Origin of the sequence: Dactylosporangium sp. NPDC006015 (genome assembly GCF_040614215.1) — a bacterium.
Lineage (GTDB): Bacteria > Actinomycetota > Actinomycetes > Mycobacteriales > Micromonosporaceae > Dactylosporangium > Dactylosporangium maewongense.
In genome coordinates this window covers 25,995-38,662 of record NZ_JBEXUD010000026.1, presented here as the reverse complement: position 1 = coordinate 38,662, position 12,668 = coordinate 25,995, and the positions used below count along the sequence as shown (strand labels likewise).

Annotated in this window: 14 protein-coding genes; 9 read left to right on the top strand and 5 right to left on the bottom strand. The window is 68.6% G+C overall.

Annotated elements, in window-relative coordinates:
• Nucleotides 1-35 precede the first annotated feature (35 nt).
• The gene (locus ABZ321_RS35635; RefSeq protein WP_354899618.1) at nucleotides 36-1,457 is read left to right on the top strand and encodes a protein kinase; all 1,422 of its coding nucleotides are present in this window, start codon (nucleotides 36-38) and stop codon (nucleotides 1,455-1,457) included.
• Between the two features lie 239 nt (nucleotides 1,458-1,696).
• Here the strand turns inward: ABZ321_RS35635 and ABZ321_RS35630 are convergent, their stop codons facing one another.
• On the bottom strand, nucleotides 1,697-2,956 hold the full coding sequence (locus ABZ321_RS35630) for a hypothetical protein (RefSeq protein ID WP_354899616.1): 1,260 nt from the start codon (nucleotides 2,954-2,956) through the stop codon (nucleotides 1,697-1,699).
• A gap of 253 nt (nucleotides 2,957-3,209) precedes the next feature.
• Here ABZ321_RS35630 and ABZ321_RS35625 point away from each other — a divergent pair, with 253 nt between their 5' ends.
• From ABZ321_RS35625 to ABZ321_RS35610, 4 genes are all read left to right on the top strand, one after another.
• Nucleotides 3,210-3,986 carry a phage Gp37/Gp68 family protein gene (locus tag ABZ321_RS35625; protein WP_354899613.1) on the top strand — a complete coding sequence of 259 codons (777 nt, stop codon included), beginning with the start codon at nucleotides 3,210-3,212 and terminating at the stop codon, nucleotides 3,984-3,986.
• Between the two features lie 78 nt (nucleotides 3,987-4,064).
• Nucleotides 4,065-5,159 carry a three-Cys-motif partner protein TcmP gene (tcmP, locus tag ABZ321_RS35620; RefSeq protein WP_354899610.1) on the top strand — a complete coding sequence of 365 codons (1,095 nt, stop codon included), beginning with the start codon at nucleotides 4,065-4,067 and terminating at the stop codon, nucleotides 5,157-5,159.
• Between the two features lie 461 nt (nucleotides 5,160-5,620).
• On the top strand, nucleotides 5,621-6,142 hold the full coding sequence (locus ABZ321_RS35615) for a SigE family RNA polymerase sigma factor (protein ID WP_344501466.1): 522 nt from the start codon (nucleotides 5,621-5,623) through the stop codon (nucleotides 6,140-6,142).
• Nucleotides 6,139-7,182, top strand: a complete 1,044-nt coding sequence (locus ABZ321_RS35610) for a hypothetical protein (RefSeq protein WP_354899607.1) — start codon at nucleotides 6,139-6,141, stop codon at nucleotides 7,180-7,182. Before ABZ321_RS35615 ends, ABZ321_RS35610 begins: the two co-directional genes overlap by 4 nt.
• A 17-nt stretch (nucleotides 7,183-7,199) precedes the next feature.
• Here the strand turns inward: ABZ321_RS35610 and ABZ321_RS35605 are convergent, their stop codons facing one another.
• On the bottom strand, nucleotides 7,200-7,589 hold the full coding sequence (locus tag ABZ321_RS35605; protein WP_354899604.1) for a CPBP family glutamic-type intramembrane protease: 390 nt from the start codon (nucleotides 7,587-7,589) through the stop codon (nucleotides 7,200-7,202).
• Nucleotides 7,590-7,741: 152 nt separating this feature from the next.
• Between ABZ321_RS35605 and ABZ321_RS35600 the strand changes: the two genes are divergently transcribed.
• Entirely contained in the window at nucleotides 7,742-8,098 is a 357-nt protein-coding gene (locus ABZ321_RS35600) for a YciI family protein (RefSeq protein WP_354899601.1), read from the top strand.
• Here the strand turns inward: ABZ321_RS35600 and ABZ321_RS35595 are convergent.
• Nucleotides 8,082-8,783 carry an RluA family pseudouridine synthase gene (locus ABZ321_RS35595; RefSeq protein WP_354899598.1) on the bottom strand — a complete coding sequence of 234 codons (702 nt, stop codon included), beginning with the start codon at nucleotides 8,781-8,783 and terminating at the stop codon, nucleotides 8,082-8,084. The two genes, ABZ321_RS35600 and ABZ321_RS35595, sit on opposite strands and share 17 nt — an antisense overlap.
• A gap of 17 nt (nucleotides 8,784-8,800) precedes the next feature.
• Here ABZ321_RS35595 and ABZ321_RS35590 point away from each other — a divergent pair, with 17 nt between their 5' ends.
• The 3 genes from ABZ321_RS35590 (at nucleotide 8,801) to ABZ321_RS35580 (ending at nucleotide 10,535) form a co-directional block, all read left to right on the top strand.
• Nucleotides 8,801-9,664, top strand: a complete 864-nt coding sequence (locus ABZ321_RS35590; RefSeq protein ID WP_354899595.1) for an RNA polymerase subunit sigma-70 — start codon at nucleotides 8,801-8,803, stop codon at nucleotides 9,662-9,664.
• An 87-nt stretch (nucleotides 9,665-9,751) separates the two neighbouring features.
• Nucleotides 9,752-10,366 carry a VTT domain-containing protein gene (locus ABZ321_RS35585; RefSeq protein ID WP_354899592.1) on the top strand — a complete coding sequence of 205 codons (615 nt, stop codon included), beginning with the start codon at nucleotides 9,752-9,754 and terminating at the stop codon, nucleotides 10,364-10,366.
• Nucleotides 10,332-10,535 (top strand): CsbD family protein, encoded by a 204-nt coding sequence (locus ABZ321_RS35580; protein ID WP_344501426.1) that lies wholly within the window; start codon nucleotides 10,332-10,334, stop codon nucleotides 10,533-10,535. Before ABZ321_RS35585 ends, ABZ321_RS35580 begins: the two co-directional genes overlap by 35 nt.
• A gap of 54 nt (nucleotides 10,536-10,589) precedes the next feature.
• Here the strand turns inward: ABZ321_RS35580 and ABZ321_RS35575 are convergent, their stop codons facing one another.
• Together ABZ321_RS35575 and ABZ321_RS35570 are read right to left on the bottom strand one after the other, a co-directional pair.
• On the bottom strand, nucleotides 10,590-11,003 hold the full coding sequence (locus ABZ321_RS35575; RefSeq protein WP_344501427.1) for a hypothetical protein: 414 nt from the start codon (nucleotides 11,001-11,003) through the stop codon (nucleotides 10,590-10,592).
• Nucleotides 11,004-11,038: 35 nt separating this feature from the next.
• Nucleotides 11,039-12,640, bottom strand: coding sequence for a family 10 glycosylhydrolase (locus ABZ321_RS35570; RefSeq protein WP_354899588.1), 1,602 nt, complete (start codon nucleotides 12,638-12,640; stop codon nucleotides 11,039-11,041).
• Nucleotides 12,641-12,668: the final 28 nt, after the last annotated feature.

The window sequence follows — 12,668 nt, the reverse complement described above, 5'->3', positions numbered from 1 at the left end:
AGCGTGGCGAATCACAGGCGGAGGGGTAGGCGGCAGTGCAGGCGCGCACTCGCATCGGCGATCGGTACGAGGTGACGTACCCGGTCGGCCGGGGAGGCATGGGTGAGGTCTGGGCCGGCTACGACGAGAAGCTCGACCGGCCGGTGGCCATCAAGTTTCTCCGGCGACCGGGGTTGGCGGAAGGAGCGCGGGACACCGCGGTCGAGCGTTTCATACGCGAAGCGCGGGCCACCGCACGGCTCGATCATCCAGGCGTGCCGACCGTCCACGACGTCGGGTTCCATGACGACAGCATCTATATCGTCATGCAACTCGTACCGGGACTTGTGCTCGCTGACCTGCTCGCCGAACGCGGCAGGCTCTCCGTTTCTTGGGCCGCCGCGATCGGGGCACAGATCTGCTCGGTCCTCGCCGCTGCGCACGCCCGGTCGCTGGTGCACCGCGACCTCAAACCGCTGAACGTGATGATCACCCCGACCGGCACGGTCAAGGTCCTCGACTTCGGCGTCGCCGCTCTGCTCGGGGCGGATCTGCCCCGGCTCACCATCACTGGCCAGGCCCTGGGCACACCCGCCTACATCGCCCCTGAGCAGGCGCTGGGTGGTGCCATCGGACCGCGCACCGACCTTTACGCACTTGGCTGCGTCCTCTTCGAGCTGCTGACCGGGTCACCGCCCTATCCGGCCGACAATGCCGCCGACATGCTGCATCGGCATCAGGACGACCCGATCCCGCTGATCGATGAGCACCGGGAAGGCGTTCCGGATGGTGTCGTCCAGCTTGTGACACGGCTGCTCGCCAAGAACCCGAAGGACCGTCCGACGTCCGCCGCTGAGGTGTACGAGCTGCTCGTCCCCTTCGCCACCGCACAGAGCGAACTCGGCGAAGACATGCCGGTCATCATGCCTGACGGGCAGTCCATCGACCCGACTATGCCGCACCGCTATCCGTTCGGTCCGCTGCCCCTCATGCCGACGACGGTCGAGATGCTCGCTGTACCGAAGCCTCCGTCGACGGCAGCGTTGGAGGACGTCCACGACCGGGCGCGGGCCCTCGCTGAGGCGGAACGCTTCACCCAAGCAGCCGAGTTGTTGCGAACGGCGCTGCAGGCAGCGACAAATAGGCAGAGCGCGAATTCGCCGAAGCTCCTCTCCCTGCGGCTCGACCTGGCCAACCTGTACGTGCTTGCGGGCGCCTACCGAGAGGCGTTGCTTGAGTTCACCCGGCTCGAATCCGATCTCGCCGCGCAGCCAAGCGTCGACCGCGAACTGGTGTGGCACTGCCGGCAGCAAGCTGCAACGTGCCACGCCGAGCTCGGCGATGTGCCCGCAGCGCGAGACCAGCTCGAAGTTTTGCTGGCGGAGGCTCAGCGGGCCGGCGGATCCAGCTCGCCCAACGTCGCGCACGTCGAAGCGGTGCTGAGTACCCTCGCCCGTCTTGACCGCGGATCGAGTTGACTCCGCAGCGCGGTCATCGCGATCTGCGGCAGTACTCCAACCGCACAGAAACAGTCGTGGTCCTGCCAGGTGCTCGGCCTCGAAATCCTGCAGGTCAAGAGCACTGGAAGGACCTCAGACGAGGGAGCCGCTGACATGGTCAGAACGGCTCAAGTGAAGCGCGCCGAGACATACCGAACCCGAGAGGCTCATTGGTCCAGTCCAACGGGAGAGCCCACGTGGCTGACGGCCGGCGCCGCTCAGCCTTCCTCGTCGCGTTTCTCGTCGTCCCGGCGCCAACGGAGCGCTCGTTCGGCGATCCCGCTGGAGAGCTTGCCCGTTACCGATCTGGCCCGGTCAAGGGTCTGGTTACCGAGGAGTAGGGCGGCATCGACGCCCGCTCCTCCTGTCTCGAGCACCTTGTCCCTCACATCCGCGGCCGCGTCCACCCATCTTCTCGCCTCCAGCGACTGGTGACCGCGCTCGATTCCGAGCCGGCCGTGGAAGTCGACGACGGCGACCGCGACCTGGTTGGTTGAATCCACCACGGTGCGGGACGGCTTTGGGTGCAGCAGCACCTGCGTGTTGGCTCTGTGGGCAGCCGCATCCATGCGAGCCAACAGATGCTCGGTGGTCCGTGCAATGAGTTCCAACCGGTTCTGCCGGGTGGCTCTCAGCGCGAGGCGATGCCGGTCCAGCTCGTCCGGAGACGCATCCAGCACTCGGTCGAGTTCGAGCACGGCCATCGCATCCTGCAGTTGGAAGCAACGAGCCAGAACCGCGAGCCACTCCTGAACCTTGGACTCGGCTTCCTTGGACGCCTTGGCGAGATCACCAACCGCGGTCTTGTGCTCCAATTTCTCCGCGAGCGCGTCGAGTTGACGCAGCGCATACGCCTGGGTTCGCGTGATCGTCACCGACGTGGTCTGCACCTTCGACCACGCGACCTCGGAGACTCGGCCCACATGCTCCCGGATGATCATGGCCTCTTCTATGGCGAGGTCCACTCCGATCATGTCCGCCAGCACGGCGTCCTTCTGGGCACGGAGCACGTCATCGACCTTCGCATCGATCTTGGCGAGGTAGTCGATGATCTCGTCCATGGCCTGCTGCATCGCGACCTGCGCCATGATCCCTGCGGCACCAGCCAGGATCGCCGGGTTGGTCGCAAGCGATCCGGGCCCCTTCGCGAATTGGACGATTCCCTTGATCCCCTTGGCCTGCCCCTTCGCCTGCACCACGCCCAAGCTGAGCCCCGTCTGCCGACTTTTCATCAGCCCGTATTTTTGGATGGCCCGCGCGGACTCCTCGGTCAGCTTCACCCAGCGACCCGAGTCGGCTGCAATCTCAGCACCTGCCTGTACGGCTCCGGCCGCGTTACCGAGGGTCGATCGAAGCCGTTGCAGCCCGAGGTCCTTCGACGGCAGTCCCTCGGAGACGAGGAAGCGTTCGACAGCCGTCGGATCACCGATGACCGCTAGGCCATCACCGTCACTGATCAGCTGAATTTCGTCGTCCATCGTCGACTCCTAAAGTGGCCCATCGTGATTGAGGAGGTAGCGCGGGACGGCGTGGCTCTCAAACGACTCGGTCGACGCCATGGCCGCAACCTACCGACCCGATCGGCCACAGCACTCCCACGTACGGGTGCACACTGCTGCCCGGACAGATCTGCCGCATCGCCTTGCCGCAACAATGCCAGACATACTGTACGTAAGCCTTCCCCGCCGAACGAATGTTCGACAAGATGGGACGATCTCAGGAGGTGATCTGATGGCTGACCGCAGCAGCATTGAGTGGACTGAGGCGACGTGGAACCCTACGACGGGCTGTGATCGCATTTCCGCCGGGTGCGATAACTGCTACGCCCTGACCCTATCCAAGCGGCTGAAGGCCATGGGATCGGCGAAGTACCAGACCGACGGAGATCCTCGAACCTCCGGGCCTGGATTCGGGGTTGCTATCCACGAGGACGTGCTGGACGTACCGCGCCGCTGGCGAGATCCACGAGTTGTGTTCGTCAACTCGATGTCGGACCTCTTCCACGCCCGGGTTCCGTTGAGCTACGTACAACGGGTGTTCGAGGTCATGCAGGAAACCCCCCGGCATACCTACCAGGTTCTAACGAAGCGATCCGCCAGGCTGGCGAAAGTAGCATCCAAGCTCGACTGGCCGCTGAATGTGTGGATGGGCGTCAGCGTCGAGGACGCCAGCGAGGTCGCCCGCGTCGACGACCTGAGACGGGTGCCGGCCGCTGTGCGGTTCGTGTCCGCTGAGCCCCTCCTCGGGCCGCTGGAGGGCCTGAATCTTGCTGGGATCGACTGGGTTATTGCCGGCGGCGAGTCCGGACCACACTGTCGACCGATGAACCCGGCATGGGTACGAGCCCTTCGGAACCAGTGCAACGAGCTTGGGACGGCGTTCTTCTTCAAGCAGTGGGGTGGTCGCACTCCGAAGGCGGGCGGCCGCGAGCTAGATGGCTGCGAGCACTCCGACATGCCTCTTCGGTCGATTACACCAACGATCGCACAGGCTGCGCTGACGGCCTGAAGACGGTTCCGCAGGGAGTTCCACTGCCGCCATTGCGGTGAGACACTGACTGATGACGATGCGTCATCAGGAGGTCGGATGCCAGTCAAGGGTGAAGTGCCGTGGCCGTGCGAGGAGCATACTGGCGCCAAACACGACATCTATCGCCGCTACCTGGAACGATGGTTCCCGATCCTGCTCGCTGGCTCCAACGCCTATCCATCAGTTACGTACGCTGAGGGCTTCTCCGGGCCCGGGATCTACAGCGGCGACGAACTCGGCTCACCCGTAATTGCGATACAAGCGTTGACGAGCAAGGTTCGGCCCGACAAAGGTATCGCTCGCTTCGTGTTCGTCGATGACGACCAGCGTTGCGTCGACATACTTGAGCGGACGCTTCTGAAGGTGTTCCCCAGCCGTCCGCGACCTCACGCCGCAATGCCTGTCAAAATAGTGAAGGGCACGTGCTCCCCTAATTTGGAGGCAGCCCTCGACGAGGTGGGCGCCTGGGGGCAGCCGATCTTCGCAAACCTCGACTCCTGGGGGAACGCCCCAGTTCCGCACAAATTCCTCCGGCGGCTGGCCGCCAATGTGTCGAGCGAGGTCATCGTCACGCTGTTCCCGCAACATTTTGTTCGATTCGTAGAAAATCTGGGGACGGCTGCTGACGACGTGTTCGGCGGCGATCCCCATTGGCGAACGGTTGCAGACCTTGCGCCCGAAGCAAAGAGCCGGCATATCCTGACCTGCTATCGGACAGCTCTTCGAGCGGCCGGCTTCCCATACCTGCTGGACTTTGAGTTGATCCCGAGGAGGGGGCAGCCGCTGTACCTTGTTTTCGGCACCCGCCATCGACTGGGGGTCAGTAAGATGAAGGACAGCCTCTGGGAGGTTGACCGTACGCAAGGCGTTGGCTTCCGGGATCCGCGTGATGAGCAAGCGGAGACGCTGTTCAACATAGACGAGCCCCAGTTGGGGCCTCTGACCCGACTACTCGAGCAGAGGTTGCGAGACAAAAAGCGAGAGCTCGTGGAGCATCTGCGGGACTTCGCCCTGTTCGAGACCGTGTACCGCCCAGAACACGTCATCAGGGCCTTGAAACCGCTGGTCGACCGCGGGGTGCTGGCCGTGGAAGGGGGCGGTGCGATCCGGAGGAACGCGTTCGTCTCGCTTATATCTGCGACGGCTCGGTAGGCCGCCGTTGGCCATGCCGTTCGATCGTCGGCGGCGGGCACCCAGCCTTTCCGTCGCGGACCAACATAGGTATCTCACTGATCACACGCGGATCATCATTGACCGTGAAATGCTGATCACTACCGTGAATGCGCAGGACATCCTACCGATTATCGGTACCGGAGCGGAATTAGGAAACCGTTGCTCTATCCCCTGAGCTGCGAGGGCGCGGAGCACGGTGTACCGACGCCCACGCTGGGCTGCCTCGGCATATCCCGGCACCGCGTGGCTCCGGTGCGTTCGGGCTAGTGAGCTGTCGACCCGGCACCCGACCGGCGTGGTCCGGTCAGGTGCCGACGGCGGTCGCGGAAAGTTGGCGGGCTCGCGGGTCAACAGGTGGGGGTGTGCGGGGACTCTGTGGGGTGGAGGCCTACCGAGGGAGACGAAGCGTGGTGACCCTGCAACCGTCCGAGGTGCACGTCGTGGGGTTTGAGGCGTTCGTCGCGGCTCGGGGGGTGGGGCTGGTGCGGTTCGCGGTGTTGCTGACCGGGGATGACCATCGGGCCGAGGATCTGGTACAGGAGGCGCTGGCTAAGGCGTACCTGCGGTGGGAGGGGATCCGGCGGGTCGATGACCCTGAGGTGTACGTGCGGCGGTTGATCCTCAACGGGTCGCGGTCGTGGTGGCGGCGCAGGGCCAATCGGGAGGTGCCGGTCGAGCGGGCGCCCGAGGCGGTTGCGGCGGGTGACCTGAGCGGGGAGGCCGCGGACCGGGACGAGCTGTGGCGGCTGGTGGCGGCGCTGCCGTTCAAGCAGCGGGCGGTGGTGGTCCTGCGGTACTACGAGGACCTCGACGACGCGGCGATCGCGCGGGTGCTCGAGTGCTCGCAGACGACGGTCCGGACCCACGCCATGCGCGCGCTGCACCGGCTCCGCGCCCGCCTGAGCGAGCACGGCGCCGTGCACGAGAGCAAACACGAGAGCGGAAGCGAGGCGGAGGCATGAGCGGCATGGAAGACAAGCTGGTGCGGAGCCTTGCGGCGCGGGCCGGGGCAACGCAGGTCGAGGTCGGGGAGCTGGCCCGCCGGGCGGTGCGAAGGGCGGGCCGGATGCGGGCGCGCCGGCGGGCGGCTGGTGTGGCCGCCGCGGTGGTGCTGATCGTGGGGGCGGCGCTGGGCGTACAGGCGATGCTGCCGCAACGCAAGGACACGACGCTGCCCGTGGCGCTGGGGGTGCCGTCGGCACTGAGCCGGCCGGAGGGGATCGGTGGGGATCCGGCGCTGCTGCACCTGGACCTGGACCTGAAGGCGTTCGACGACGTAGGGGTGGTCGACTGGGTCTCCGGGGAGGACCGGGAGTCGGTGAGCGTGTACGGGCAGGACCACGAGCTGGTCGCCGCGGTGTACGTGGCGCCGACGGTGGTGGACCTGAAGCGGGGGCTCCGGCCGCTGAGCTCGGCGGCCGTCGACGTCACGGTCGGCGGGCGGCCGGGCCGGGCGGACACGTTCGACATGGGGAACGGGCAGCGCTTCACCGACCTGCGGTGGGAGCCGGTCGACGGGATCTTCGTGGCGGTGTGGGCGCGGGACCTGGCGGCGGCGCAGCGGGTGTACGGCGCGGTGCGGCTGGACCGGGTGCAGCGGTGCGTGACGCCGATGCGGCTGTCGGAGCTGCCGGCCGGAGCGCGGTGGGTCGAGTGCCAGACGGCGATTGGGAAAGGGCGGGAGTGGGCCTGGTCGGGGCTGGTCGTCACGCAGGCGGACGCCGAGCGGGTGCGGCTGTGGGCGGCGGAGCCCGCGGCGGCGGACGGTGCGCGGTTCGCGCCGGACCGGGTCGTGGCCGGCAGGTCCGCGCAGTGGCTCACCGACGGGATGCGGGGGCTGTGGGTCCCCGAGTTCGGGCCGGTCAGCCTGTACGTGCTGGAGGCGACCGCGTTCCACGCCGACCTGCTCAGCGAGGATGAGGCGGCCTGGTACGTCGAGCATCTGCAGGTGTACGACGACCTGACCAACCCCGATGCGTGGCCGACGTCGGCGACCCGCTAGGCGACGAGGACGGCTCGTCAGGCGACGAGGACGGCGAGCGCCAGCAGGCAGTGCGCGGCGATGCCGAGCCGGACGCTGCCGAACCGGACGGTCACCGCCGTCAGGACGAGGTGCATGACGAGGATGTAGGGGAACAGGCCGGAGAGCGCGAACGGCAGGGCCGACAGCAGCCCCGACCCGAGGATCGCCGGCGTGCCGTGCAGCGGCGTCCGCGGCAGCAGGTACGCCCGGAAGAACAGCTCCTGCGGCGCGGCCACCGCCAGGAGCAGCAGCGGCAGCACGGCCGGTCGGTGGTCCGTGCCGAGCAGCATGGCCAGCCCGAGCGCGATGGCGAACAGGCTCGGCAGCAGCAGCAGGTACAGCCGCGGAGGAAGCCTGCGGTGCAACGACAGCGTGCCGATCGTCATGGATGTGACGCTACGAACGGCGGGCGGCCGGATACAGCCCACTGTCTACCGTGTCAGGGGTAGGGCCAGCCATACCTCTTCCCGAGAGCATGTCGGATCGGGCCTGGCCCGTTCGAGGTACCGGCGAGGACACCCGTTGATAGGAGTGGAACATGCGCTATCTCGTGCTGCTGAAGGGGACGACCCCCGGCACCCCGCCTCCGCCTGAGCTGATGGCCGCGATCATGCAACTCGGCGAGGACGCCACCGCCGCCGGGGCGCTGCTGGACACCGCGGGCCTCGCGCCCAGCGTCAACAGCGCCAGGGTCACGGTCACCGGCGGCGCGCTCGACGTGGTCGACGGGCCGTTCGCGGAGACGAAGGAGATGATCAGCTACGCGCTGTACCAGGTGCGGACGAAGGCCGAGGCGACGGAGTGGACCAGCCGGTTCATGAAGCTGCACCGCGACCTGTGGCCCGGCTGGGAGGGCGAGGCCGAGGTGCACCAGGTGTTCAGTCCAGCAGCCTGACGTCGAACACCGGGAACTCCTCGGGCGCCGGCGCCTCCACGGTGATCCGGGTCCCGGCGTGGTCGAACGACAGCCGCCACGCGTGCAGGTGCGTCCGCCCGGTGGCGGCCTTGTCGAACAGCGGGTCGCCGACGATCGGGTGGCCGATCCACGCGAGGTGCACCCGGATCTGGTGGCGCCGGCCCGTCAACGGGTCGGCGACCACCAGGGCGCGCTGCTCGTCCTGCCACGGCACGCGCAGCTCCGTCACCGACGGATAGGTCGGGACCTGGTCGAACACCGCCTCGGCCGGCACCGACCAGACGTCACCGGACAGCGTGATCGCCTCCCGGGGCGCCGCGATCCGCACCCGGTTCTTCCGCCCGACGCTCAGCGGCAGGTCGATCGTGCCGGTCGTGGGGAGCCCGCCGGGCGCCACGACCGCCAGGTACGACTTCCGCACGGTCCGCTTGTTGAACTGCCGCGTCAGCGCCCCGTGCCCGGCGAGGTCTTTGGCGAACAGGATCACGCCGGAGGTGACCTTGTCGATGCGGTGCGCCGGGAACAGCGTCTCGCCGGCCTCGGCGGCCATCCTGACCAGATCGGACTCGTGCCGCTCGCCCATCACGGACACCCCGGCCGGCTTGTCCAGCACCAGCACCGCGTCGTCCTCGAAGAGCACGCGCTTCCGGTAGTCCGTCCACATCGCCCTAACATACGGTGGTGGAGGAGTACCGCCGCGAGCTGGAGGTCCACTGCTACCGGATGCTGGGCTCGCTGCACGAGGCCGAGGACCTGGTGCAGGAGACGTATCTGAAGGCGTGGCGGGCCCGGGACACCTTCGACGGGCGCTCGTCGGAGCGCACGTGGCTCTACCGGATCGCCACCAACGCCTGCCTGGACGCGCTGAAGGGCCGCCCGCGGCGCGCGCTGCCGGTCGACCTCGCCCCCGGTGAGGCCGAGCACTGGCTGGAGCCCGTCCCCGACGCGGTCCTGGAGCACAAGGGCCCGGAGGGTGCCCTGCTGGCGAAGGAGCGCGTGGAGCTGGCGTTCCTCGCCGCGCTGCAGCACCTCCCGCCGCGGCAGCGGGCCGTGCTCATCCTCCGCGACGTGCTCGACTGGTCGGCCGCGGAGACCGCGACGCTGCTGGAGATGACCGTCCCCGCGGTCAACAGTGCCCTGCAGCGGGCGAAGGCCCGCGTGCCCGCCCCCGCCGAGCCGGCCACCCCCGCCGATCACGAGGTCGCCCGCCGCTACGCCGAGGCGTTCCAGCGCGCCGACATCCCCGCCATGGTGCGCCTCCTGGCCGACGACGTCAGGGCCTCCATGCCGCCGTTGCGCATCTGGTACCAGGGAAGCCCGGCAGTCGAGCAGGCCCTGCGAGCCAGTCGCCCCGCCCTCGGCGAGATCCACATCCGCTGCACCACCGCCAACCACCGCCCCGCCGTCGTCGCCCACATCCGCCCGCCCGGCGAGCCCGCCTGGCAACCCTTCGGCGTCTCCGTCCTGCACGTGTCCGACGGGCGCATCACGGAGATGATCGCCTTCCACGACCCGGCCATCGTCGCCCTCTTCGACCGGTGGTAGAGACGGGCCGGTGGTAGGGGCTGCACCACCGTGGATCGGCGGGCTGGCACCGGTGTCGAAAAAGCGTGCTGCGGGCACGGTTGAGGTATGCAGTGGGCCTACGTTGTGATCTTCGTGTTGCTGGTGGGGGACTGTCTCCTGCCGTTCCTGCCGGCGGAGACGAGCGTCATCGCAGGGGGTGCGCTGGCGGCGGGTGGGCAGCTCAGGCTGCCGGTGGTGCTGGTCGCGACGGTGGCGGCGGTCGCGGCCGGGGACCTGCTGACCCATGAGGCGGCGCGGCGGGGCGGGCGCCGGCTGTTCGGCAGGTGGACGGGCAAGGGCCGGCCGCGGCGGGTCCTCACCAAGGTGAGCGGGGCGTTGCAACGGCGCGGCGGCGCGATCGTGGCGACGGGCCGGTTCGTGCCGATGGGGCGCACCGCGGTGGCGCTCGCGACCGGTTACGCGCGGTTCCCGCGTCGCAGGTTCGTGCCCGCGCTGCTGGTCGGTGCGGTGCTGTGGAGCTGCTACATGGTGTCGCTCGGGTACCTCGGCGGAAGGGTGTTCGACCAGCCGTACACGGCGGCCGGGGTGGGCAGCGCGGTGTCCATCGCAGTGACGGCGGTGTTTGCCATCCGGCAAGCGAGGGCACCAAAGAAGCAGCACGAGGGACCGAACGGAAGGATCAGCGATGAGCTTCACGGACAAGGTCGAGCACAAGGCTGAAGAGCTCAAGGGCGCCGCCAAGGAGAAGTTCGGCGATGCGACGGACAACGAGCGGCTGCAGGCCGAAGGCGCCGCCGAGCGGGCCGCCGCCAAGGCGAAGCAGGCCGGCGACCATGTCAAGGACGCCGGCGAGGACGTCAAGGACGCGTTCACGCACCGGACGAGCTGAACCTGCCACATCTCGGGGCCGCCCCGCACCACCGGGGGTGGCCCCGAAGGCTGTTCAGGACGAGGAAGCGGACAGTCCCGTGCAGATCAGCATGACCAGCCCGACGATCAGGTCGTTCGCGGTGGGGCCGCTCCACCCGTACTGCAGCACGAGCGGCGCCAGCAGCAGCCAGCCGGCGAGTCCACCGGTGACCCAGGTGAGCGCGGGTGTGGGGCGCAGCAGCCGGACCATGGTGACGATCGCGACGGCGATCCCGACGACGGCGTCGCTCCAGAAGACGTCGTAGCGGGCGGCGCCGATGTAGCCGATCGGCACCGCGGACACCACCAGCCAGACGGCGGCCAGGAACACCACGGCGAGGAACGGGGCCGGCGACGACTCCCGGCGCTCCTCGCGCTCCTGGAAGTCGGCGGTGGCCCGGACGTGGGCGGGGGTCGTGAAGTCCTGGTCGGAGATGAAGCTGGTCATCGCCAGAGACTCGCCGGGCCCAGGATGACCCGGGATCACCTCGCCGGAGTGCTCTCGTTCCAGGAGCGGTCCAGCGCCGTCACGCAGTAGGTGGCGGCGGCGTCCGGCACGGTCAGCGAACCGTCCCCGCCGCGGCGCACCGCCAGCAGCTTCGCCGAGGAGCCCCGCACCTGGTACACGGCCGAGTTGACGCCCTTGCCCTTCCAGGTGAGCGTGGTGCCGGACATCGAGACGGACGGCGGCGCGGGCACGTCGGCGGGCAGCTGCGCCATGACCGGCGGCAGCGCCGGCGTGGAGTAGAAGCTGGCGGCGTAGCGGGAGACCGATCCGAGGGTGTCGCTGCGCATGCTCTTGGCGCTGAAGTGGACGCTGCCGGTGACCTGCGGATACTTCCGGTTCAGGGCGAGCTGGCGGTCGAGCTCGCCGGGGTCGGACCAGGCACCGGACTGCCCGACGCGGTAGTCGGCCTGGCCGATCCACAGCTGCACGTCGGTGTCCTTGACGACGGCGGCCCACCAGGGCAGCAGCTTCGCGTAGTCCGCGACGTCGAACCCGATGTTCCAGTACAGCTGCGGGACGATGTAGTCGAGCCACTCCCGCTGCACCCACAGCCGCGTGTCGGCGTAGATCTCGTCGTAGGACTGCAGCCCGCGGGTCGGGGAGCCGGCCGGGTCGGTCCGGTCGTTGCGCCAGATGCCGAACGGGCTGATGCCGAACTTCACCCACGGCTTCAGCTTGCGGATCTTGTCGTGCATCTCCTGGACGAGCTTGTTGACGTTGTCGCGCCGCCAGTCCGCGCGGCTGAGGCCGTTGCCGTACTGCGCGTAGGCGGCGGCGTCCGGGTAGTCCTGCTTGCCGACCGGGTACTGGTAGAAGAAGTCGTCGAAGTGGACCCCGTCGACGTCGTACTTCTTGACGGCCTCCAGCATCGAGTCCTCGACGAACTCGCGGGCGGCCGGGATGCCCGGGTTGAAGTGCAGGCGGCTGCCGGTGGTGCCGGCCGCCGGGTAGACGACCGCCCACTCCGGATGCTTGCGCAGCGGGTGGTCGGGCGCGAGCGCGTTGATGTCGGAGCCGGCGCCGCCCGGGGCCGGCTGGCTGCCCCGGTACGGGTTGAACCAGGCGTGGAACTCCAGCCCGCGGGCGTGCGTCTCGTCGATCATCCAGCGCATCAGGTCGAAGCCGGGCGCCTTCCCCCGTACCCCCGTGATCCACTCCGACCAGGGGGCGTAGGCGGATGGCCACAGCGCGTCGCCGCTGGGTCGTACATGGACGAACACCGCATTCAGGTTGCGCTTGCCGGCGAGGTCGAGCCAGCCCAGGTACTCCGACTTGATCTGCTCGTCGGGCAGCCCCGGCCGGCTCGGCCAGTCGATGTTCTCGACCGTGGTGATCCAGATGCCGCGCAGCTCCCGCGGCGCGTTCAGCGGCACCCCGTCGCACCGCAGGTCGGTGCCGGAGCCGGTGCGGGGCCTGGACCGGTCGGCGCGGTCACCGCCGCGGCCGTCGGGCGAGGCGCTGGAGGACGTCGAGCTCACCCACACGGCCCTGACGGCGCCCACTCCGGCGACCACCGCCAGGACGATGCCGATCACGACCGGCAGCACAGGGGGGCGGCGGGGGAGGCTGTGACGCACGTCGACCAGTCTGCCGGGTGCCGAAGCC

Excerpts from the sequence above, each read along its gene's own strand:
- ABZ321_RS35580 (WP_344501426.1), top strand. The coding sequence starts at position 10,332 with ATGAGCTTCACGGACAAGGTCGAGCACAAGGCTGAAGAGCTCAAGGGC.
- ABZ321_RS35610 (WP_354899607.1), top strand. The coding sequence starts at position 6,139 with ATGAGCGGCATGGAAGACAAGCTGGTGCGGAGCCTTGCGGCGCGGGCC.
- ABZ321_RS35605 (WP_354899604.1), bottom strand. The coding sequence starts at position 7,589 with ATGACGATCGGCACGCTGTCGTTGCACCGCAGGCTTCCTCCGCGGCTG.
- ABZ321_RS35595 (WP_354899598.1), bottom strand. The coding sequence starts at position 8,783 with ATGTGGACGGACTACCGGAAGCGCGTGCTCTTCGAGGACGACGCGGTG.
- ABZ321_RS35585 (WP_354899592.1), top strand. The coding sequence starts at position 9,752 with ATGCAGTGGGCCTACGTTGTGATCTTCGTGTTGCTGGTGGGGGACTGT.
- ABZ321_RS35575 (WP_344501427.1), bottom strand. The coding sequence starts at position 11,003 with ATGACCAGCTTCATCTCCGACCAGGACTTCACGACCCCCGCCCACGTC.
- ABZ321_RS35630 (WP_354899616.1), bottom strand. The coding sequence starts at position 2,956 with ATGGACGACGAAATTCAGCTGATCAGTGACGGTGATGGCCTAGCGGTC.
- ABZ321_RS35600 (WP_354899601.1), top strand. The coding sequence starts at position 7,742 with ATGCGCTATCTCGTGCTGCTGAAGGGGACGACCCCCGGCACCCCGCCT.
- tcmP (WP_354899610.1), top strand. The coding sequence starts at position 4,065 with ATGCCAGTCAAGGGTGAAGTGCCGTGGCCGTGCGAGGAGCATACTGGC.
- ABZ321_RS35625 (WP_354899613.1), top strand. The coding sequence starts at position 3,210 with ATGGCTGACCGCAGCAGCATTGAGTGGACTGAGGCGACGTGGAACCCT.